Annotated in this window: 20 protein-coding genes, 2 tRNA genes and 1 pseudogene; 13 read left to right on the top strand and 10 right to left on the bottom strand. The window is 42.9% G+C overall.

What is annotated here, in order from left to right; all coding sequences use genetic code 11:
• Positions 1-92: 92 nt before the first annotated feature.
• The 7 genes from QUE24_RS02545 to QUE24_RS02515 form a co-directional block, all read right to left on the bottom strand.
• Positions 93-1,058 carry an NAD(P)H-dependent flavin oxidoreductase gene (locus QUE24_RS02545; RefSeq protein WP_286305101.1) on the bottom strand — a complete coding sequence of 322 codons (966 nt, stop codon included), beginning with the start codon at positions 1,056-1,058 and terminating at the stop codon, positions 93-95.
• Positions 1,055-1,297: a hypothetical protein gene (locus QUE24_RS02540; protein WP_286305100.1), complete on the bottom strand. Its 243-nt coding sequence runs from the start codon at positions 1,295-1,297 to the stop codon at positions 1,055-1,057. The genes QUE24_RS02545 and QUE24_RS02540 overlap by 4 nt, the downstream gene beginning before the upstream one ends.
• Before the next feature lie 4 nt (positions 1,298-1,301).
• A complete protein-coding gene (gene ccoN, locus QUE24_RS02535) occupies positions 1,302-2,753 on the bottom strand; it encodes a cytochrome-c oxidase, cbb3-type subunit I (RefSeq protein WP_286305099.1) in 1,452 nt (483 codons plus the stop codon).
• A 435-nt stretch (positions 2,754-3,188) separates the two neighbouring features.
• Positions 3,189-3,602 carry a DsrE family protein gene (locus tag QUE24_RS02530; protein ID WP_286305098.1) on the bottom strand — a complete coding sequence of 138 codons (414 nt, stop codon included), beginning with the start codon at positions 3,600-3,602 and terminating at the stop codon, positions 3,189-3,191.
• 9 nt (positions 3,603-3,611) lie between these two features.
• On the bottom strand, positions 3,612-3,938 hold the full coding sequence (locus QUE24_RS02525) for a DsrE family protein (protein ID WP_286305097.1): 327 nt from the start codon (positions 3,936-3,938) through the stop codon (positions 3,612-3,614).
• A complete protein-coding gene (locus QUE24_RS02520) occupies positions 3,939-5,657 on the bottom strand; it encodes an NADPH-dependent assimilatory sulfite reductase hemoprotein subunit (protein ID WP_286305096.1) in 1,719 nt (572 codons plus the stop codon). It lies immediately after the preceding gene.
• Positions 5,658-5,673: 16 nt separating this feature from the next.
• Entirely contained in the window at positions 5,674-7,392 is a 1,719-nt protein-coding gene (locus QUE24_RS02515; protein ID WP_286305095.1) for a diflavin oxidoreductase, read from the bottom strand.
• Positions 7,393-7,494: 102 nt separating this feature from the next.
• Here QUE24_RS02515 and QUE24_RS02510 point away from each other — a divergent pair, with 102 nt between their 5' ends.
• The gene (locus QUE24_RS02510; protein ID WP_286305094.1) at positions 7,495-8,337 is read left to right on the top strand and encodes a LysR family transcriptional regulator; all 843 of its coding nucleotides are present in this window, start codon (positions 7,495-7,497) and stop codon (positions 8,335-8,337) included.
• Between the two features lie 220 nt (positions 8,338-8,557).
• Positions 8,558-8,677, top strand: a complete 120-nt coding sequence (locus QUE24_RS15760; protein WP_339608432.1) for a PIN domain-containing protein — start codon at positions 8,558-8,560, stop codon at positions 8,675-8,677.
• Positions 8,678-8,908: 231 nt separating this feature from the next.
• On the opposite strand, the gene QUE24_RS02505 is transcribed toward QUE24_RS15760, so the two are convergent.
• Both QUE24_RS02505 and QUE24_RS02500 read right to left on the bottom strand, forming a co-directional pair.
• Positions 8,909-8,984, bottom strand: a tRNA-Asn gene (locus tag QUE24_RS02505).
• Positions 8,985-9,047: 63 nt separating this feature from the next.
• The gene (locus QUE24_RS02500) at positions 9,048-10,232 is read right to left on the bottom strand and encodes a pyridoxal phosphate-dependent aminotransferase (protein WP_286305093.1); all 1,185 of its coding nucleotides are present in this window, start codon (positions 10,230-10,232) and stop codon (positions 9,048-9,050) included.
• Positions 10,233-10,310: 78 nt separating this feature from the next.
• On the opposite strand from QUE24_RS02500, the pseudogene uvrB reads away from it, so the two are divergent.
• The 10 genes and pseudogenes from uvrB to QUE24_RS02450 all read left to right on the top strand — a co-directional run bounded on the left by uvrB (position 10,311) and on the right by QUE24_RS02450 (position 19,797).
• Positions 10,311-12,322, top strand: a pseudogene (gene uvrB, locus QUE24_RS02495) (excinuclease ABC subunit UvrB).
• A 49-nt stretch (positions 12,323-12,371) separates the two neighbouring features.
• Positions 12,372-12,448 (top strand) — tRNA-Val (locus tag QUE24_RS02490).
• Positions 12,449-12,519: 71 nt separating this feature from the next.
• Entirely contained in the window at positions 12,520-14,445 is a 1,926-nt protein-coding gene (gene thrS / locus QUE24_RS02485) for a threonine--tRNA ligase (RefSeq protein ID WP_286305092.1), read from the top strand.
• A 3-nt stretch (positions 14,446-14,448) separates the two neighbouring features.
• On the top strand, positions 14,449-14,967 hold the full coding sequence (gene infC, locus QUE24_RS02480; protein WP_286306064.1) for a translation initiation factor IF-3: 519 nt from the start codon (positions 14,449-14,451) through the stop codon (positions 14,965-14,967).
• A 34-nt stretch (positions 14,968-15,001) separates the two neighbouring features.
• Positions 15,002-15,199, top strand: a complete 198-nt coding sequence (gene rpmI / locus QUE24_RS02475) for a 50S ribosomal protein L35 (protein WP_007145589.1) — start codon at positions 15,002-15,004, stop codon at positions 15,197-15,199.
• A gap of 16 nt (positions 15,200-15,215) precedes the next feature.
• Positions 15,216-15,575 carry a 50S ribosomal protein L20 gene (gene rplT / locus QUE24_RS02470; protein WP_286305091.1) on the top strand — a complete coding sequence of 120 codons (360 nt, stop codon included), beginning with the start codon at positions 15,216-15,218 and terminating at the stop codon, positions 15,573-15,575.
• Between the two features lie 107 nt (positions 15,576-15,682).
• Positions 15,683-16,720, top strand: coding sequence for a phenylalanine--tRNA ligase subunit alpha (gene pheS / locus QUE24_RS02465; RefSeq protein ID WP_286305090.1), 1,038 nt, complete (start codon positions 15,683-15,685; stop codon positions 16,718-16,720).
• A 16-nt stretch (positions 16,721-16,736) separates the two neighbouring features.
• Positions 16,737-19,112: a phenylalanine--tRNA ligase subunit beta gene (pheT, locus tag QUE24_RS02460; RefSeq protein ID WP_286305089.1), complete on the top strand. Its 2,376-nt coding sequence runs from the start codon at positions 16,737-16,739 to the stop codon at positions 19,110-19,112.
• A gap of 39 nt (positions 19,113-19,151) precedes the next feature.
• Entirely contained in the window at positions 19,152-19,448 is a 297-nt protein-coding gene (ihfA, locus tag QUE24_RS02455) for an integration host factor subunit alpha (protein ID WP_091711658.1), read from the top strand.
• Positions 19,432-19,797, top strand: a complete 366-nt coding sequence (locus QUE24_RS02450) for a MerR family transcriptional regulator (RefSeq protein WP_286305088.1) — start codon at positions 19,432-19,434, stop codon at positions 19,795-19,797. The genes ihfA and QUE24_RS02450 overlap by 17 nt, the downstream gene beginning before the upstream one ends.
• A gap of 167 nt (positions 19,798-19,964) precedes the next feature.
• On the opposite strand, the gene QUE24_RS02445 is transcribed toward QUE24_RS02450, so the two are convergent.
• Positions 19,965-20,975 (bottom strand): HpcH/HpaI aldolase/citrate lyase family protein, encoded by a 1,011-nt coding sequence (locus QUE24_RS02445; protein ID WP_286305087.1) that lies wholly within the window; start codon positions 20,973-20,975, stop codon positions 19,965-19,967.
• A 276-nt stretch (positions 20,976-21,251) separates the two neighbouring features.
• On the opposite strand from QUE24_RS02445, the gene QUE24_RS02440 reads away from it, so the two are divergent.
• Complete coding sequence (locus QUE24_RS02440; RefSeq protein ID WP_286305086.1) at positions 21,252-22,142, top strand: pyruvate, water dikinase regulatory protein; 891 nt, start codon at positions 21,252-21,254, stop codon at positions 22,140-22,142.
• The last annotated feature ends 8 nt before the right edge of the window (positions 22,143-22,150 follow it).

Raw genomic sequence — 22,150 nt, 5'->3', positions numbered from 1 at the left:
TCATTACCCCAGTAATCACGACTCATCGGTCACGGAGGGTTTAGGGTTAAGCTTCATGGCGTTATCGTTTTGTCATCAATGGTTTATATGGATTATCTGCTGTATGTTGGGTTCTCTAGTGAGTGTTTTGCATCCGTGACCATCTCATTGATAATTGTCTCAGCAGATTGAATAGCGTGTATTGAATCGATACATTCTCCTGCCCAGATGATCGCTGAGTCTAAATTATTTGATTGTTGTTCAGAAAAGAATTTCGCTTGATGCTGATGTAGCTGACGTTTTAATTCTGTTTCATTATCATGCCATTTAGCGGTGAACACATTTTTAAGGGCTCTGCCAGTATACTCTGGTGGCCATGGTATTTCTCTAATAATATCAAACACCTGTGTTCGCTGAGTATCATCACCACCGCTTTCTACCATTTTGTTCTTTAATGTATTATCAGCCATAGACTCTGTCGATGCATAAAAACGGCTGCCGATAGAAGCGCCGACAGCACCCAGACTTAACATCGCTGCCAGGCTTTTGCCGTCGGCAACGCCTCCAGCCGCTATCACTGGCGTGTTCGGTAGATGATCAATAACGCCTTTCGTTAGAGAGAGGGTAGATCGCTGACTTTTACCGTGACCGCCTGCCTCACTACCTTGAGTGACGATAAAATCAGCGCCTTTATTTTTGACTTCCAGGGCTTCAGCTAACGATTGAACCTGGCAAATCAAGGGAATATTGTGGGCTTTAATTTTATCTACCCACGGGCTTATGTCACCGAAAGACATCATCACTACCTTGGGTGAGTACTCCATGACAAAATCAAACACGTCATCCGTAAGTGACCAAGTAATGAAACCGACTCCCCATGGCCGACTCGTCGAGCTCTTCACCTTTTCAAGTTCGATTTTTAGCCAATCAAGGTCTCCATAGCCGACACCAATCATGCCAAGTCCGCCTGCATTCGACACACTAGCGGCAAGTTGGCCTCCCGCCACATTACCCATGGGGGCTAGTACAATAGGGTGTTGAATGCCTAACGCACTCGTGAGCTTAGTGCTAAGGGTCATTTGTTTCTCCTGGATGAGAAGGTCTGATGAGTACCAAATAACTGTTTTTCTTCATCGCTATCATCATCAAGAGGAATAAAACTTTCTTCTCTGTAGTGCCGTTCATTTTCAGGTGAATAAACGCTTCTGATAATGAAATAGAAAGCGAGAATGATTAAAGCGTCAGTACCCATAAACATCAATAAATGAGGCATACCGTGATACTTCAGGAATAGTTCTAGTAGAAAAAAAGTGCTCATCCTTTTATCCTCCCGGCTTAACCGAAATAGCAGCTTTATTGTCAGTAATAACAGAAACCGTGCTGTGATGATGTTTTACTGTTTTTCTAATGGTCATGACTACATTAAATAACATCACACATGCACCGCTGAAAAAGACGAGGCCACCCATCATACGGATAGCATAATAAGGATGCATTTGAGCCACCGATTCAACAAAGGTGTAGGCCAGGTTGCCATAGTCATCGTACGCACGCCACATTAGGCCTTGCATGATACCGGCCACCCACATGGCAGTAATATAGATGGCTGTGCCCACAGTCGCTAACCAAAAATGCACATTCACTAACCTTACAGAAAACATACGCGTATCCCATAAACGCTCGACCATGTGGTAAAGCGCACCAATAGAAATCATCGCCACCCAGCCTAATGCACCAGAGTGAACATGACCAATCGTCCAGTCGGTATAGTGTGAAAGAGCATTAACTGTTTTTGATGCCATTACAGGGCCTTCAAACGTTGACATGGCATAAAAAGCCAGCGCCACGATGAGAAAACGGAGAATATAATCGGTTCTGAGTTTGTCCCAAGCACCGCTTAATGTGAACATACCGTTAATTGCTCCTCCCCATGATGGAATAATCATGGCGAGAGAGATTGCTGCACCAAGAGAGCCTGTCCAATCAGGCAGAGCTGTATATTGCAGGTGATGCGCACCTAACCATACATAGCCAAATATCAATGCCCAGAAGTGAATCACTGATAAGCGATAAGAATAAACAGGCCGATTAGCTTGTTTGGGCACAAAATAATACATGATGCCTAAAAAACCCGCGGTGAGATAAAAGCCAATGGCGTTATGACCCCACCACCATTGAATCATGGCGTCCTGAACGCCAGCAAAAATCGAGTAGGATTTCATCAATTCAACGGGAATCGATAAACTATTCACCACATGGAGATAGGTGAACATAATCATCATGGACAGAAAGAACCAGTTCGCTACATAGATATGGGAAACACGGCGAATGCTCAATGTGAAAATAAAGTTGATTGAGTAGGCGAGCCACACAACGGTTAACAAAATATCAAAAGGCCATTCTAATTCTGCGTACTCCTTGCCTTGAGTGTAGCCCAGTGGAAGCGTCACCAGAGCGCCAATCACATAGAGATTCCAGCCCCAGAATGTAAACCAGGCCATCTTGTCACTCCATAGTCTGACATAGCAGGTACGCTGTACGACATAATAGGCCGTTGCCATTAGAACACAGCCACCAAAACCATAGACGACCACATTGGTATGCACGGGTCTTAGTCGTCCGAAGCTAATATATGGATTATCAAAATTAAGAAATGGCCAGGCGAGTTCGGAGGCGATATACACACCGATGCCTGTACCAATGACAAGATAAATACAGGCGGCGACGGAAAACCACTTGGTAATATCTTCATTGTAACTATGTGTTGTGTTCATGATAGAACTCCTGATTTTGAATGGCTATTTTGGTGAGCATTACCAGTGCCATATTTGGTCGGCTTGTTCGAAGATAGGCACGAGCTGTTGTCTATTCACGACTTGTATACCTTCTCTAAGCGCTTCCATTTCTAACCCTCTATCCCATAAATCTTCATACACAACATAAATAGGAATATGAGATGAAATCAGGTTGCCTATATCGGTATTGATATTCGCTGGTTGAGTTTGCTGCCAATCACCTATTTTTAGTTGAGGCTGCTGTTTTTTTTGTTGCGTGTAATAGACGGCTTGGCCTGTGAGTAATAACTGGAGTTGATCGATATCGGTATGCTCAATTTTTTTGCATGCATTGAATTAACCATAGAATCGTTTCATCTTGTTCTTCCACAACTGTTCTGAAAGCTTGATCGAGTATTTGTAAGACTTTCATGATTAGCGAGTTCCAATAGTTAATGTGTTAAATGATTCTGAGGCATAGCGCCATAAATCGGCTGGTCCTCCACGATGACAACCGGGGATGGTGTCATTGACGCCACGCTCATCGACGCATAAGCCACAATTAATCCATTCAAAAGAGAGTGCTTTCTTACGTGCTTTATTCTGTAGCGACGCAATCCATGTTTTGGTCAGTGGATGATCTTCTTGTTCAGTATCATGTCCATGGATGGCATTGCCATGTTGTTGTTGCTTGGCGAATGACAAAGCAGCAGCACCTTCATAAGCAAATACCTTCACATGAGAATTAGCATCTAAGGCGGCATCGAGTAATCTAAAAAAAGTGACGGTGCGCTCGCTCTCAAATGGTGGATCCATAAAGGCGAAAGTGAGTGTTTTATTATGTGACATTGACATCTCCTAATTCCAAATGACTTTTTGTCCCGACAGTAATGCTTTGATAACAATATCCAGATCAGTGGTTAATATTTCTGGTATCAATTGTTCAGCATCTATTTCTCTCTGTTGGAGAGAGAATTTGTCAGCAACCAATGTGATGTTTTCATGAAGTAATTTAGTAAAGGGCGTAAAAATGCTGCTTTTGGTGGCAGGCATAACCCCATTCTGGATAAGTACTACCGTCACACGATTGCCTGCATTGGCGAGATGGTGAATTAATTCATATTGCGATTTAGTCAGTGCATCTGTGAAGGGATCTCGGCTTTGTATAAAAAGAAATTCAGACATCTATCTTTCCTGTATTGACTGATTTGAGATGGATGAGGATTTAATGAAATGACATCGGTGAAGGAAGTCCCCAAAATACTCGTTGTTGAGGCGATCTGTTGAATACAAATCGAATAAAGGAGCCAAGGCATCCAGAACCTGAGTTTGACTGAGATTTTTCTCATGTAGCGTGGCTAGCCGGTCTCCTCGGTGGCTACCTCCAAGATATAAGTTATATAAACCTGGCGCTCGTCCTGTTAAGGCTATCTCAGCTAAGTAGGGGCGAGCACACCCATTGGGACAACCAGTAATTCTTAGTGTGATAGGTTTTGTTTGGAGGTCATACTGACGTTTCAAATCATTAAAAAGGGCAAGAAAGTCTGGCGTTATTCTTTCTGCTTCAGCCATAGCCAGCCCACACGTTGGAAGTGCAACACAGCTCAACGTAACGGCTTCTTGACTGGAGGGGATCAACCTTTCGTATAAACCAAGATCAGACAATCGCCTTGCTACGTCATAAATGTCATATGGTGGAATATTGATAAGCTGAATATTCTGGTTCGCTGTTAACCGGATTTCACCACTATATTGCTGAAAGAAAGCTTGTAACTGATCTTGTAAATGATGATTGATACGTCCACTTTGAATATGCAATGTTGCCAGCCACTGACTATCCTCAGTCTGATGCCAGCCTAACTTATCACCATTATTTGTTAATCTGTATGGCTTCAAAGGGGCTAGTTTTTTGCCGAAACGGTTTACGAGTAAATTTTTAAAGCTGTCTAGACCGATTCTATCTAATGTGTATTTGAAACGGGCACGATGTCTATCTTTTCTATCCCCATAATCGCGTTGAATAGTCATGATGACTTCAGCAATAAATGGTGCGTCTGATGCTTCTATAAAGCCAATGGGGGTGGATAGCCTCGGATAGCTATCTTCTCTAGAATCAAGTTGCCCCATACCACCGCCAACACACACATTGAAACCAACCAGTCGAGATTTCTCAATAACAGCTATAAAACCGACGTCCTGGGCAAATATATCAATATCATTATCAGGAGGGATGACGAATCCTATTTTAAATTTACGGGGTAAATACGTTTCGCCATAAAGTGGCTCCTCAGATTGGGAGGCTGAAGGAGGGGTGTCATACCAAGTTTCTCGATAAGCATCTGTTTTAGGTAAGAGGCGTGAGCTTGTCTCTCTTGCTAGGTCATAGACTTGTTGAGCTACTCTTGACGCGTCAGGGTTGACTCCACAAACAATACCTCGATTATCATCGCCACACGCAGCAAGAGTATCAATTCCGATTTTTTCTAGACTTATCAGGAGTGGTTGTAAGCATTGTTTTCCCACACCATGAAATTGAATCGTTTGACGTGTGGTAATACGAATTCCATTCGATGAGTAAATTCGTGATAAACGGTCTATTTCAATCCATTGTTGTTTGGTTAATCTTCCACCTGGAATTCGTAGTCTCACCATAAATTGATAATGAGGCTCAAGTTTTCGAATGAGACGATGTTGTCGTGTATCACGATCATCTTGCTGATAGATACCATGGAATTTTGTTAACAATCCATCATCGTGACTAATACCTCCCGTATTAGCATCATGGAGTCCTTCACGGATCGTGCCTCTCAAGAAATGACTTTTTGCTTTAAGCTGCTCATTACTGTGCTGTTCATTAAGAGGTTGGCTAATATCAGAGTGTCGCGCAATAGTGAGTGTAGTCACTTTATTTCTCCGTAAATTAATATACGTTTTTGTGTAGTCGTTTTTGTTGGGTGAGTTGAAGCCAGCTTTGCTTATAAGATGATGTCTTGCTCAACGTTTGTGTAAGTTGGTCAAATATCTCTTTGTGACCAGATAGATACAGGTGCGCGCCAGCACTTAACCAACCGTTAAACGTTTCTTCATTATCTTGAATGATGTCGTAGATTGATTTATTGGGAACATCGTCAAAAAAAGAGGTATTTAAACGAGTTAATAAGCCATCTTTTAGATACTGGGACCACTCCGTTTGATAGAGGAAGTCATTTAAAAATGTACATTCTCTTAGTATCAACCACACGCTGTGTTCACGGTTAGGATTAGACTGAATCTCTTGTATGAAGGCGCGAAAAGGGGCTATTCCTGTACCGTCAGCAATGAGGATAATGGGACTGTTTTGATTCGTGGGTAAATGAAACCGTTTATTGTGGTGGGGGAAAACAAGAAGATTTTCACCTTCTTCAATACCCGTTAAATATGTTGAACAAATTCCATTTTGTAATTTCCCAGACCAAGAATACCGATACTTTTCTACAGTAAGATGCAATTCATCTTGAATCTGGCGAGTACTGTTGGCAACGTCATATAAACGAGGTTGTAATGGTCTTAAGCTATCGACCAGCTGCTGTGGAGTTAACTGTAAAGAGTGGTTGACTAGAATGTCTGTTAACTGATGCCGTTTGAGATATGAGCGTAATGTTTGTTTATCTTGGCACAGTTTTATCAGGTCACGGTTGTTTGAAGTCTCACTCCATTTAGTTAAACATTGTGCTGTGACTAAAGTGAGATCACAATATTCACGTAAAGCCTCCACCAGTGGTACAGCTCTCTGTTTTACAACGACAGATTCATCCCCAGAAAATGTTGTTAAGGATAAAATTTGGCGAACGAGCTGAGGGGGATTTTGAGGTAAAACCCCGATTCCATCACCCGCGGTGAGACTCAGTTGAATATTGTCTGGTACCTGTAACTCTAAATGATGGATCGGGTTTGATCTTGAGTCATCAGATAAACGCGTATTCTTGATCACTTCTACAGAGAGTGGACTGGTTTTTGAGTAGGTTGATGTACGGATTTTATGACGGCTTTTTGTGAGTACTTCGCTGTTTTTCGTCATATTCGGTAACGTTGGAAGACAGTAAGTAATCCATTCTTCAGCTGTTTCTTCAAAATCAACATCACACTCTACACATTCAGTAAATGGTGAAGCATTGAGCTCACGCAATCTATCATCAATTGTGATGCCGGTGAGACAGAAGTGATCGTATGAACTGTCACCCAAAGCGAGTACAGCATAGGATAGATGAGAAAGGTCTTCATTAAGGTGTATTAGCTCATCATAGAACGATGCGATGGGCTCAGGTGGTTCGCCATCGCCATGAGTACTACACACAATATATAGCTGATTAATCTGTTTTAGTTGCTTGAGTTTGAAATCCGCCAGGTTAATGAGTTCTATTGATTTATTATGATGAACTGCTTTTTCATAAAACTGCTGAGCAATACCTTTGGAATTGCCTGTTTCTGTTCCATAGGCTACAACTGCTCTCTTTTCAGTAGCTATGCTTTTATCTGTAGTAGAAATATCTAATAAGTTATTCGCTAACCATTCTGTTTGTTCATTAGACAAACGCTTTAGAAGGTTTGCTACAGCCTCCCACTCAGATGTTGTGAATAATGATGTAGCTAAGTTTTGCATGAAGTGTGTTTCTAATCGCTGTGAATGTTGAAACACATTATGGAGAGAATGTTTAATAATATATAATGAATATTATCTTAATTTAATATCAAAAATATTCATATGGATGTCAGTTTAGCCAGAACCTTTCTTGAAATTGTCAGATCGGGAAGTTTTATCTCAGCAGCAGAAAAGCTGCATGTCACTCAAACGACCGTAACGGCTCGAATTCATAACCTTGAGGGACAACTTGGGTGTAAATTATTTGTTCGAAACCGCTCCGGTGCAAGTTTGACTTCAAATGGTGTCAGGTTTGTTGAACATGCTACGAAAATGGTGCAATCGTGGGAGCTGGCGAAACGTGATCTGCCTTTACCCCAAGGAGTACAAAATGTACTCAATATTGGCAGTGAAGTGAGTTTATGGAGTCCGCTTGTCTTGCAATGGCTAAATGCACTCAATATCACTGAAAGTGAAGTGGCTATAAGAACAGAGATTGGTGAACGTCAATCGCTTATGGAGCAACTTGAGAATGGTGTTCTAGATATTATTTTGGTTCATCAACCTGAATATTGGCCTGGCGTTCAGGTCGAGCAACTATTAGAAGAAAAACTCATCCACGTGAGTTCCGTTGATAATCCTCACCCATATGTCTACGTGGACTGGGGAGATGACTTTAGACGTCAACATGATGTGGCTTTACCGGAACATGCACGAGCACAACTCACTATTAGCCTTGGACCATTAGCATTACATTACATTTTAACAAACGGTGGAAGCGGCTATTTTCGAACACGTGTGGTTGAGCACCATATAAAAGCAGGACTTTTAAAGCACAATGAACACTATCCTGAGTTTACTTTTCCAGTGTATGTCTTATACAAACAAGCAGATAAACAACGGTATAGCGTACAAATTGATGCCCTGTTTGAATCATCGAAAATTGAGTCACCCTGGTTGCCATAAGTAAAGCATATGCACCAATCACTACAGCACCCTATTTGTCGGTAATAATCGGCCAATAAGTTTGAAGATATATCTAGTGATGATGTTAATTATGGTGTTGTATATATATTTGTTAGGTCTATGGAAATTGAACGTCATCGACGCGAGAAGCATGGCCTGAACTTCTACAAAAACAGGCTAATCACCGTTGTAGTAATACAATTTAGTCAGAGGAAAGAACGTGTCCGACATCGCTTTGATTATTGATGCAGTGGATGGCATATACACAAAACAAGTTGTCGCGAAGTGTTTTGTAACAGCTGATTTTGATTTCACATCAATGGTCGCTATAGCCAACTGAAGTAAAAATCAGTAAATAGCCTGTTTTGAGATTTATATCTTAAAAATAAAGTGCTAAGTGTAAAACTATTGATGCTTCAGAGGAGAGTATTAAAGAAATTACCAAATTGGTTTATAGCAGCAACCTTCTATCAAACTCGTCAATTTAGCAGGTAAAGAATACGAGTCGACATAAATATTGCTGAAATAAAAAAACCTCAAAGAGCGACTCTTTGAGGCTTTATATATTCTTTGGCTCCCCGAGCTGGACTCGAACCAGCGACCCAATGATTAACAGTCATTTGCTCTACCAACTGAGCTATCGGGGAACAGAAAGATGGCTATTCTAGTGGCTTGACCTGTGTAGGTCAAGCCTAAATTTGAATAATTTTTTACGCAATAAATTCGGCAATACGAATCAGTGCGTTACGAAGGTTTTCTTCGCTGGTCGCGATTGAAAGACGAATGTGGTTTTTCAATCCGAACGCAGAACCAGGCACAACAGCTACGCCTTTTTCTACTAATAGGGCTTCGGCAAAATCCATATCGTCCTTCAGTTCAGTTTTGTTTTCCAATACACCGGCGATGCTTGGGAAAACATAAAACGTACCGTCTGTTTCTAATGAATCCACGCCAGGCATTTTGTTTAATTCAGAAACGACATAGTCATGACGTTTTTTGAACTCAGCTAACATGGTTTTAATGCATGACTGATCACCGTTCAATGCTTCTACGGCTGCTGCTTGTGAGATAGATGCTGGGTTGGATGTGCTTTGCGACTGTACTTTTTTCATTGCAGCAATTAATGGTGCTGGGCCAGCTGCATAACCAATACGCCAGCCAGTCATTGAATACGCTTTGGAAACGCCATTCATAACCAGTGTTCTATCATGTAGATCCGGGCAGGCATTCAAAATATTGCAGAACGGTTCGTCAGCCCAGTAGATATGTTCATACATATCATCAGTGGCGATAAAAATGTTTGGATGTTTGCGTAACACTTCACCTAGTGCTTCCAGCTCTTTCAGACTGTAAGCCATGCCAGTTGGGTTAGATGGGCTATTGATAACGAACAGTTTGGTTTTATCTGTGATCGCCGCTTCTAATTGTTCTGGTGTGATTTTGAACTGATTTTCCTGACCGGCTTCGATAATTACGGGTACGCCGTCAGCAAGCAGTGTCATATCCGGGTATGATACCCAGTATGGTGCGGGGATGATGACCTCATCACCTGCTTCAATGAAGGCTTGAGCCAAGTTGAAAAAGCTTTGTTTACCACCGACGGAAACTAGGACTTGATTCGCGGCATACTCGAGCCCATTATCTCTTGAGAACTTTTTGATGATGGCATCTTTCAAATCTGCGGTGCCATCTACGGGCGTGTATTTTGTTTTGCCGCTGTGGATAGCTTCAATGGCAGCTTGTTTGATGTGTTCAGGAGTATCGAAGTCGGGTTCGCCTGCACCCAGACCAATAACATCTTTGCCCTCGGCTCTCAGCGCCGCAGCGCGTGCTGTGATTGCCAAAGTCGGAGACGGTTTGATGTTTTGAACACGTTGGGAGAGCTTGATAGTCAAAATCTTTCCTTCATTTAACACGGTAAATTGATAAATATCTCAATAATATACGCCAAACATAATCGATGCTAAAGACGTATGAGTAAACATTTTCAGCTAGTCAGCGAATTTTCTCCTGCCGGGGATCAACCAACTGCAATCAAGACTTTGATTGAAGGCTTGGAAAACGGTGAAATGTGGCAAACCCTGCTTGGGGTAACAGGTTCTGGTAAAACGTTTACCATTGCCAATGTTGCGCAAGCTCTGGGGCGGCCAATGATGGTTCTGGCCCCTAATAAGACCCTGGCCGCGCAATTATACAGTGAGATGAAAGATTTCTTCCCCAATAATGCGGTGGAATATTTTGTCTCTTATTACGATTATTACCAACCGGAAGCGTACGTACCATCCTCAGATACTTTTATAGATAAGGATGCGTCGGTCAACGAGCAGATCGAACAAATGCGCTTGTCGGCAACCAAAGCCATGTTGGAAAGACGGGATGCGATTATCGTATCAAGTGTGTCCTGTATATATGGTTTGGGTGAAAAAGATGCCTATTTGGAGATGGTGTTACATCTGGTTCAGGGTGATGTCATCAGTCAGCGGGATATTCTGCGACGTTTGACCGAGTTGCAATACAGCCGTAACGATGTCGAATTGCATCGAGGTACTTATCGGGTGAGAGGAGAGGTGATAGATATCTTCCCGGCAGAATCTGAGCGTGATGCTGTAAGAGTTGAGTTATTCGATGATGAAGTCGAACAAATCAGCTACTTCGATCCTCTGACAGGTGAAATTCTACAGCGGGTGAGCCGCATTACCATTTACCCGAAAACGCACTATGTCACACCACGCGATAACCTCTTAAAAGCCGTCGATGCCATCAAAGAAGAGTTAAAAGAACGACTCGAACATCTCAATGCTGACAATAAGCTGGTCGAAGCACAACGTTTAGAACAACGCACCCGCTTTGATATCGAGATGTTGCTGGAGCTGGGATATTGCAACGGCATTGAAAACTATTCCCGCCATTTATCTGGACGTGGGCCGGGGGAAGCACCGCCAACCTTATTTGATTACTTGCCTGACGATGCCATTCTGGTGATCGATGAAAGTCACGTGATGGTGCCGCAGATTGGTGCGATGTATAAAGGCGACCGCTCTAGAAAAGAGACCTTGGTCAACTACGGTTTTCGACTTCCTTCTGCATTGGATAATCGGCCTTTGATGTTTGAAGAATGGGAGAAGTTAGCCCCACAAACGATTTTTGTTTCGGCGACACCGGGCAAATATGAAAATGAACACTCCAGCACCATCGTCGAACAAGTGGTTAGGCCAACAGGACTGGTCGATCCACAAGTCGAAATTCGGCCTGTTGGGACACAAGTCGATGATGTCTTATCTGAAATTAATAAGCGCGCAGCTATCGGTGAGCGTGTATTAATCACCACGTTAACCAAACGCATGGCAGAAGATCTCACGGAGTATCTACGTGAGCACAATGTCAAAGTACGTTACTTACATTCTGATATCGATACCGTTGAGCGAGTGGAAATTATTCGTGATTTACGACTGGGTGAATTTGATGTGCTTATCGGTATTAACCTACTACGAGAAGGTTTGGATATACCGGAAGTCTCATTAGTAGCAATACTGGACGCTGATAAAGAAGGTTTCCTTCGCAGTGATCGCTCTCTTATTCAAACAATAGGTCGTGCTGCAAGAAACCTGAATGGTCGAGCTATTTTATATGCCGATGAAATCACGGGCTCTATGAAGCGCGCGATTGATGAGACTGATCGTCGTCGGGAAAAACAGATTGCCTTTAACGAAGAACATGGCATTACGCCACAGGGCATAAAAAAGCGATTCGAATGGGCATGGATGAGGCTATGTCCAAACCAGCCAATGATAAATATGCCGCAGAAGTCGCTGAAGAGCAGGCCAAGTATGCCTCACTCACGCCACAGCAACTGGCTAAACGAATTCAGCAGATAGAAAACGCCATGTACAAACATGCGCAAAACCTTGAATTTGAAGAGGCTGCCAAGCTACGTGATGACTTGGAACATCTAAGGAAGATAGCCTTGGGTCCGGCCGCTGTTTAAAGGGCTTGCAATCTGTCAGTAGCTGCGTATAATTTCGCAGCTTCACGGCAGGCACGTAGCTCAGTTGGTTAGAGCACCACCTTGACATGGTGGGGGTCGGTGGTTCGAATCCACTCGTGCCTACCAGATATTCAAAAGCGCTTAGGCGCTTTTTTGGTTTTTAAGGCCCTTTGTATCGGCCACAACCAGGACTTCATATGATTTCAGTAACACTTCCCGACGGCTCTCAACGCCAATTCGATCATCCCGTTTCTATCCATGATGTTGCCGCTGATATTGGTACTGGTTTAGCCCGTGCTGCATTAGCCGGTAAAGTTGATGGAAAGCTGGTTGATACGTCATTCGTCATTGAACAGGATGCTGAGGTAGCCATCATCACTGAGCGTGATGAAGATGGTCTGGATGTCATCCGTCACTCTACATCACATCTAATGGCTCAGGCTGTAAAACAGCTCTATCCTGAAGCACAAGTCACCATCGGTCCGGTGATTGAAGATGGCTTCTATTATGATTTCTCATATAAAGAAGCGTTTACGCCGGATGATTTAGCTAAGATCCAGAAGCGTATGGAAGAGATCGTGAAGCAAGATCTTCCAGTGGTTCGTGAAGAAATCTCTCGTGATGCGGGTATCGAGTTATTCCGTGATATGGGTGAAATCTATAAAGCTGAAATCCTGGAAGATATTCCGCAAGGCGAGACTTTATCTATCTATCGCCAAGGTGATTTTGTCGATTTATGTCGTGGTCCTCACGTACCAAGCACAGGTAAGTTAAAAGCCTTCAAATTGATGAAATTGGCGGGTGCATACTGGCGTGGTAACTCTGATAACGAAATGTTACAACGGGTATACGGTACTGCCTGGCAAGATAAAAAAGCCCTTAAGGCTTATTTACATCGTCTGGAAGAAGCTGAAAAGCGCGATCATCGTAAAATCGCTAAAAATCTTGATCTATTCCATTTGCAGGAAGAAGCCACAGGCATGATCTTCTGGCACGATAATGGTTGGCAGATTTATCGTGTTGTCGAAAACTATATTCGTGACGTGTTACGCAATAATGGTTATCAGGAAGTGCGCACACCTCAGGTTGTCGATCGCACTTTGTGGGAAAAATCAGGTCACTGGGATAAATTTGGCGATATGATTTTCAGTACCCATTCAGAAAATCGTGACTATGCCGTGAAACCAATGAACTGTCCTTGTCATATTCAGATTTTTAATCAAGGTCTGAAAAGCTACAGAGATTTGCCACTACGTATGGCTGAATTTGGTTCATGTCATCGCAACGAACCGTCAGGTACTTTACATGGCCTGATGCGTTTACGCGGATTTACCCAAGATGATGCGCATATTTTCTGTACTGAAGATCAAATTCAGTCAGAGGTCGCCACTTTTATTGATTTATTACACGAGGTTTATGCCGACTTCGGGTTCAATGAAATCATCGTTAAATTATCGACTCGTCCTGAAAGTAGAGTAGGGAGCGATGAGGTATGGGACAAGGCTGAACATGCCCTAGAACAGGCATTAAATGCCGCAGAATTAGACTGGGACCTACAGCCAGGTGAAGGCGCATTCTACGGACCAAAGATTGAATTCTCATTAAAAGATTGTCTTGGCCGTGTGTGGCAGTGCGGTACTATTCAGGTTGACTTCTCAATGCCTGGTCGTCTGGATGCGACATATGTCGCAGATGATGGCAGTAAACAAGTGCCAGTTATGCTGCACAGGGCAATACTTGGTTCTTTAGAAAGATTCATCGGTATCTTAATAGAAGAGTATGCTGGTGCATTCCCAACATGGCTTGCACCTAAGCAAGTGGTGGTGATGGGAATCAGTGATAAACAATCTGAATATGTCAGAAATATCACCAACAATTTGCAGAAACAAGGATTTAGAGTCGATTCGGACTTGAGAAACGAGAAGATTGGCTTTAAAATACGCGAGCACACTTTACGTCGCGTCCCCTACTTGATTGTGGTGGGTGAGCGTGAAGCAGAAAATAATGCCGTGGCAGTACGCACTCGAAAAGGCGAAGACCTAGGTGCAATGCAACTTGAGGACTTTGTTGGCTTGCTACAGAAAGATGTTGCGAGTCGCGGTCGAATAATTATAGAGGATTAGAACATCGCTACAGATCAAAAAAGGCTGAATGGAGAAATCACAGCCAAAGAAGTACGATTAACAGATTCTAATGGTGAGCAAGTGGGCATCGTTACGCTGAAAGACGCGTTAGAACGAGCCGAACAAGCTGATCTGGATTTGGTGGAAATCGCGCCACAAGCGACTCCACCAGTATGCCGTATCATGGATTACGGCAAGTTTTTGTTTGAAGAAGGCAAGCAGAAAGCGCTAGCTAAGAAAAAACAAAAACAAATTCAGGTGAAGGAAGTTAAATTCCGGCCTGGAACAGAAGAAGGGGATTATCAGGTAAAACTACGCAACCTGATACGTTTCCTAGAAAGCGGGAACAAAACTAAAGTCAGCCTCCGATTTCGTGGACGTGAAATGGCGCATCAGGACTTGGGTCTTAAGCTACTTGAACGAGTTGCAGAAGATCTTAAAGAACTGTCTAGCGTTGAACAACGACCTAAGAAAGAAGGGCGTCAAATGATTATGGTTTTGGCTCCAAACAGTAAAAAATAACTATATAAACTTTCAATGCGGAGTTGTTAATTCAATGCCTAAATTAAAAAACCATAGTGGTGCTGCTAAGCGTTTTAAACGCACTGGTAGTGGAAAATTCAAGCGCTCACAAGCTTTCACTAGTCATATCCTGACCAAAAAAAGCACTAAGCGTAAACGTCAATTACGTTCTACTCTGACAATCTGTAAAGCAGATCACATGTCAGTTCGTAAAATGTTGCCAAACCTGTAATTGAGGGAGTTTTCTAATGCCTAGAGTAAAACGCGGCGTCACAGCACGTGCTCGCCATAAAAAAGTTCTTGACCAAGCAAAAGGGTATTACGGTCGTCGTAAGAACGTATACCGCGTAGCTGTCCAAGCAGTCACCAAAGCAGGTCAATATGCTTATCGTGACCGTCGTCAGAAAAAACGTAATTTCCGTACTTTATGGATTGCACGTATCAATGCTGCTGCACGTGAGTGTGGATTGTCTTACAGCAGAATGATCGATGGTCTGAAAAAAGCCTCTATCGAAATCGATCGAAAAGTTTTGGCCGATATCGCTGTACATGATGAAGCTGCATTTGCTGCACTTGCAGAAAAAGCGAAAGCTGCACTGGCAAACTAATATCGTCGGTTTATTGATTAAACCTACGTGTTTGCATGTAAGTAGAAAAGGGCCGCCAAAACGGCCCTTTTTTGTTTCTGAATATTGTTCCTCAGGTGGGGGTAATAATGGCTGAACTGGACACACAGTTAGAAGCTTTAAACGACATTGTTGAGTCTGCGAAAGCAGCAATTGCAGAAGCGAATGATAATCGGGCTTTGGATAACGTTCGCGTTGAGTTTTTGGGTAAGAAAGGCAAAATCACGGCTTATCTGAAAGGATTAGCCAATGTGGGCGTTGAAGAGCGACCTATTATTGGTAAGTCGGTAAATATAGCTAAACAAGATGTGTCAGCGCTCATCGATGCCAGAAATAAAGCACTAGCTGAAATTGCAATGGAAGCTGCTTTAGCAGCAGAAACTGTTGATGTGACTTTACCTGGTCGCAACAGCGAGGTGGGTGGTTTACATCCCGTCACTCGTACATTACAGCGTATAGAACGTTACTTTAAGAATATTGGTTTTGATGTGGCGGAAGGCCCCGAAATCGAAGATGGTCATCATAACTTTACTGCGCTTAATATTCCTGAGCATCACCCTGCTCGTGCTATGCATGACACATTTTATTTTGACGCAGATAAATTATTAAGAACACATACCTCACCGGTGCAAATCCGTGTGATGGAAGAAGAACAGCCACCTTTACGTCTGATTGCCCCGGGCAGAGTGTATCGTTGCGACTCAGACTTAACCCACACACCGATGTTTCATCAGATTGAAGGGTTGATGGTGGATGAAAATATCAGTTTTACTGATCTGAAAGGTATCTTGTCAGACTTTCTGCAAGCATTCTTTGAAAAACCATTAAAAGTACGTTTTCGTCCTTCATATTTTCCGTTCACCGAACCTTCAGCTGAAGCAGATATCGAGTGCGTAATCTGCGGTGGAGAAGGTTGTCGCGTATGTAGTCATACCGGTTGGATTGAAATACTTGGCTGCGGCATGGTTCATCCGAATGTATTCAAACACGTCAACATTGATAGTGAAAAGTATCTTGGCTTTGCGTTTGGTCTCGGTGTCGAACGTATGGCGATGCTGCGATACGGCGTCAATGACTTACGTATGTTCTTCGAAAACGATTTACGTTTCCTGAAACAATTCAGTTAAGCGACGAGATAAGACAATGAAGTTTAGTGAAAAATGGTTAAGAGAGTGGGTAAACCCTGCACTTGATACAGATGCATTAGTTGATAAACTCACTGGTGCTGGTCTCGAAGTTGATGCCGTAGAAGCTGTGGCAGGCGAGTTTTCAGGCGTCGTTGTGGGGCAAGTGACTTCTGTCACACCGCATCCGGATGCCGATAAGTTACGTCTCACAAAAGTTAATGTGGGTGGCGAAGCGTTACTGGATATTGTTTGTGGTGCAAGTAATGTTCGCGAAGGATTGAAAATACCTGTTGCGGTCATCGGTGCTGTTTTACCTGGTAACTTTAAAATTAAACAAGCCAAACTGCGTGGTGTGCCATCGTTTGGTATGTTGTGTTCATCAAAAGAATTAGGCCTGACGGAATCTGCTGACGGTTTGATGGAGCTTGCTGATGATGCACCTGTTGGTGAAGATTTTCGTGTTTATCTGGATTTAGATGATAATGCAATCGATATTGATCTCACACCCAATCGTAGTGATTGCTTAAGTGTCGCGGGTGTAGCACGTGAAGTCGGTGTACTGACTTCAGAAGATATCAACGCTGTCGCATCTGAGCCTGTCAGCGCAACCTCTTCCAAGATTTTGGATGTCAAAGTTGAAGCAACTACTGCCTGCCCACGATATCTGGGACGCACCATCGAAAATATTAATCCAGCAGCAGAAACACCTGTGTGGATGCAAGAGAAGCTCCGCCGCAGTGGGTTAAGAAGTTTGGGACCTGTGGTTGATGTGACTAACTATGTCATGCTCGAATTAGGGCAGCCTATGCATGCCTTTGATTTGGGTAAGATTGAACAATCAATTAATGTGCGTTTATCACAACAGGGTGAAAAGCTGACCCTGTTAGACGGCCAAACAATCGATACGCAAGCAGATACCTTATTGATTTGTGATGCAGAAAAGCCACTAGCCTTAGCTGGTGTTATGGGTGGACAAGACTCATCAGTGAGTTCACTCACCACCTCTCTGTTCCTAGAGTCAGCATTCTTTGCACCAGAAGCTATTGCTGGTAAAGCGCGAAGCTATGGTTTGCATACAGATTCATCACATCGCTTTGAACGAGGGGTGGATCCAGAATTAGCTAGCAAGGCTATGAATCGTGCAACATCTTTATTGCTTGAAATTGTGGGTGGTGAAGCTGGCCCTGTTGTTGAAGAATGTAGCGAGAAAGATTTACCGAAAACAGCAACGATTCATCTTCGTTCTGACAGAATCAAACGAGTGCTTGGCCTTGAACTGGACGGTAAAACAGTGGCTGAACAATTAACAAGATTGGGTTTGGCTGTTGATGTCGTTGAAGATGGCTGGCAGGTATCAGTCCCGTCTTTTCGTTTTGATCTCGCAATCGAAGTGGATTTAATCGAAGAGTTAGGCCGCTTGTACGGCTACGATAAATTGCCTAATACACGTCCGCAGGGAACCGTTCTAACAACCAATATTACGGAGACGTTGACGCCAGTTGAACGGCTGCAAAACCTCATGGTTGACCGTGGTTATCATGAAGCTGTGACCTATAGTTTCGTTGAGCCTAAAATCCAGCAGCTACTCGCACAAGACGACTCAGCGCCGATAAAATTGGCCAATCCCATTTCGTCTGATCTTTCTGTGATGAGAACATCACTCTGGCCGGGCCTGGTTCAGGCAATGGTTTATAATGCAAATCGACAGCATGACCGGATTCGTCTATTTGAGGTAGGACGTGTCTTCAAAGGTAATTTGAACGATATTGCACAACCGCGTCAAATTGGTGGTTTAATATACGGCAGTAATTATGCCGAACAGTGGTCGCAGAATCCACGTGAAGTGGATTTCTTCGACATCAAAGCCGATGTAGAAGCGCTGCTTGCACTTGGTGGTGGTCAAGTAAGGTTCGAGAAAGAATCTCACCCAGCATTACATCCCGGCCAATCTGCACGTGTCTATAAGAACGATGAAGCTATTGGTTGGCTAGGCGCTATCCATCCAAAACTAAACAAATCACTGGATATTGATGGGAAGGTCTACGTTTTCGAGTTAAGCCTGAATGATGTCGTTGATTCTGTCGTTCCCGAGTTTGAGACACTGTCAAAATTCCCAGCATTGCGTCGTGATTTGGCTCTTTTGGTAGATGATGCTGTCAATGCGGGTCAAATTGAAGATTGCTTGAGTAAGATCGATTCTGATATTCTTAAGTCATTTCAATTATTTGACGTGTATAGTGGAGAAGGCGTCGAGCTTGGTAAGAAAAGCTTGGCAGTGGCCTTTATACTCCAGCACAAAGAGCGAACATTAACAGACGATGAAGTCGACTCATTGCTTAAAACTGTGACAGAAACGCTGTCGCAAAAGCTTAATGCAACGATAAGATCTTAACATCGCTTAATAAACAATAAGAATTAATTTGAGGTAGACATGGCACTGACTAAGGCCGATATGACAGAACAGTTGTACGATGAATTAGGTTTCAACAAACGTGAAGCAAAAGAATTAGTTGAAATGTTTTTTGAAGAAATTCGTACGGCATTAGAAAAAGGTGAACAAGTAAAGTTATCTGGGTTCGGTAATTTTGAATTAAGAGATAAAAGTGAAAGACCAGGTCGTAACCCAAAAACTGGTGAAGAAATCCCAATAACAGCCCGTCGCGTGGTCACGTTCAGACCCGGACAAAAACTGAAGGCAAGGGTGGACAATTATGCTGGAAGCAAGTAACAACAACGAACTCCCTGTAATACCGGCGAAACGCTATTTTACGATTGGTGAAGTCAGTGAGTTGTGTGGTGTAAAACCTCACGTTCTTCGGTACTGGGAACAAGAATTTTCACAACTTAAACCGGTTAAACGTCGAGGTAATCGTCGTTATTACCAGCGTCATGATGTTGTGTTGATTCGTGAGATTCGTGGCTTGTTATATGAGCAAGGCTTCACCATCGGTGGTGCCAGACAGCAATTGGGAACCGATGCAAAAGCGAGTGCTTCTGCTGATAATCAAACTGATCAAAAACAGCTCGTAAAAGAGTTGCTGAAAGAACTTGAAGATTTAAGAACGTTTTTAAACTAATTTCTCGTTCATTCTTTTCAAATAAAAAAGCCCGTACAAAGTTCTTGTGCGGGCTTTTTTTTAACTGAATGATTTTTGGCTAGTCGGTATTGTGGGTATTTAACTTGTTAATAGCATGACAGGAATAATGTATGGTTAATTTCATATCTACCTATGTAATGTAGTCCTTATGGTGTGCAATTATTCTGACTAAAAAACTGTTGTTGCACAGGTTTTTCGAGAGGAATACCAGCTAAATAGGCCTGTTGAATTTGTTGCCAGTAATAACGATACGAAGCTTTGTCATACAGTTTTCCGTTCAGCTGAATAGGTGCCCAGTTATATTGTTGTGCTGATAGTAAAACCTCACTGGCTAGTTGGAGCTGCTGTGGGTTAGGACTCATAGCCTCAATAATAGGTTTGATCTGAGCAGGGTGAACACTCCACATTCTCATAAAGCCGATCTGATGGCGGGCTCGATAGGCATCATCGTAGGTTTGTTGAGAATCTTTAATTGCTAGGGTGACATTATGTGAGGCGATACAACCTGAGGTTATCGATGCACTGACTATCTCAGTTTTTGCTTTTACGATTAACGCATGCTCGAACTGTAGAGGGCTCCGCATCGCTTCATCTGTTATCGCACCCTGATGAGTACTGATGTAGTCCATAATGCCAAAATCGAGCACTTCAACTGGCTCCATCATGGCAATCTTGTTGACATCACCTAAGGCGCCATGGGTTTCAATCAAAACATGTATTGGCAGCGGATGCTGAAGGCTATATTTCTGTGAGGCTAGCTGGATGTATTCAAGCATCATCTCAACTTGAGTCGCATCCTGCGCCTTGGGAAGTGTTATGTAACGAATGAGATCTCTTGCCCCAGATAATAAAATATCGACTTCCTGTTTCCAGACAGGCTCATTGAAACCATGGATACGCACACCTGCCATTTTATGAATGTTATGTTCGCTATTGAGAAGCTCAACAATCATATTGGCGTGGGAAATTTCTGTCCCCGTTGCTGCACCATCTTCGCAATCACAAGTTATGTCGAAAACAGGGCCATACTCAGCTTGAATCGCAAAGGCTTTGAGTAGTGTGTGACGGTTACCTGCAAAGTGTTCACATACCGGTATCAGTGGAAGTGTTTGCTCTTCATTCACAAGCGCATCATTGGGATGAATCAAGGTACTCATTTATATATCTATCCTAGATAGGCCCTTTCCCTCGGACCTGTTATCATAAAGTGTCTGATTGTCAGAAGTATAATATATCGATTAAGTCTGGTTTTTAGTTTAAAAAGATGCGATTATTCACGGTTTTGGTTGCCGTATTTTCGTTTTGAAAATGATCCCACAGGTCTTTTTGATATGACGAGTAAATACGGTATGGTCTGAATTGAGTAAACAGTGTTTTGTCTTAACGCAAAATTTTTGTTGATCAATTCCTGTATTTCGGCACATGATTAACACATGACAGAAACAGAACTACAATATTCTGAACAAATACGGAAAGTGTTCTTTGTATCAGACCGCACCGGACTTACTGCCGAATCTTATGGAAAGTGCTTGTTGGCTCAATTTCCTGATCTCGAGTTCGAAACCATCACACTGGCCTTTGTAGACACCCCAGAAAAAGCATTACAGGCCAGAGAGAAAATAAACGAAACCAGCTTAGAGTCTAATCTCAAACCCGTTGTTTTTAGCACTTTAGTGCATGATGATGAGCAATACATTATCGAGAGCGCCAACGCTTGTGTTATTAGTTTGTTTCACAGTTATATTGGCTCATTGGAAAGTTTCTTTGGTGTTGAGTCATCACATAAACAAGGTGTCTCGCGAATTGCATTTAGCGATACCACATACCAGCGCAGATTAGACGCCATTGACTTCGCTCTGACGCATGATGATGGTGTCAGACCCGATCATTATAATGATGCCGATGTGATTCTTGCTGGTGTGTCACGTTGTGGTAAGACCCCTACAAGTCTTTATCTGGCAATGAACTTTTCACTCAAAGTGGCGAACTATCCTTTGACGCCAGAAGACTTGTCTTCAGATGAATTACCTCAGTGTTTATTGGATAATATTGATAAACTGGTCGGGCTAACAATTAAGCCCGTACCATTAAGTCGTATCAGACGCCAACGCCGGCCCGGGAGTGAATACGCCTCTCTGGAAATTTGTCAGGCAGAATTGACACAAGCACAATCTATGTTCGATAAAGCGGGAATTGCCGTTTTCGAAACAACCGATACTTCAATCGAAGAAATCTCAAGCCGTGTAGTACGTGCACTGGGCTTGGGCCGGGAGCGAGTAAGAGAGTCGGTTTTAATGTTTAATAAATCTATAAAAGCAAGGTAGTTATAACT

Origin of the sequence: Methylophaga marina, from assembly GCF_030296755.1 — a bacterium.
Lineage (GTDB): Bacteria > Pseudomonadota > Gammaproteobacteria > Nitrosococcales > Methylophagaceae > Methylophaga > Methylophaga marina.
The sequence above is the reverse complement of the archived record's forward strand: the minus strand, read 5'-3'. Positions and strand labels throughout refer to the sequence as shown.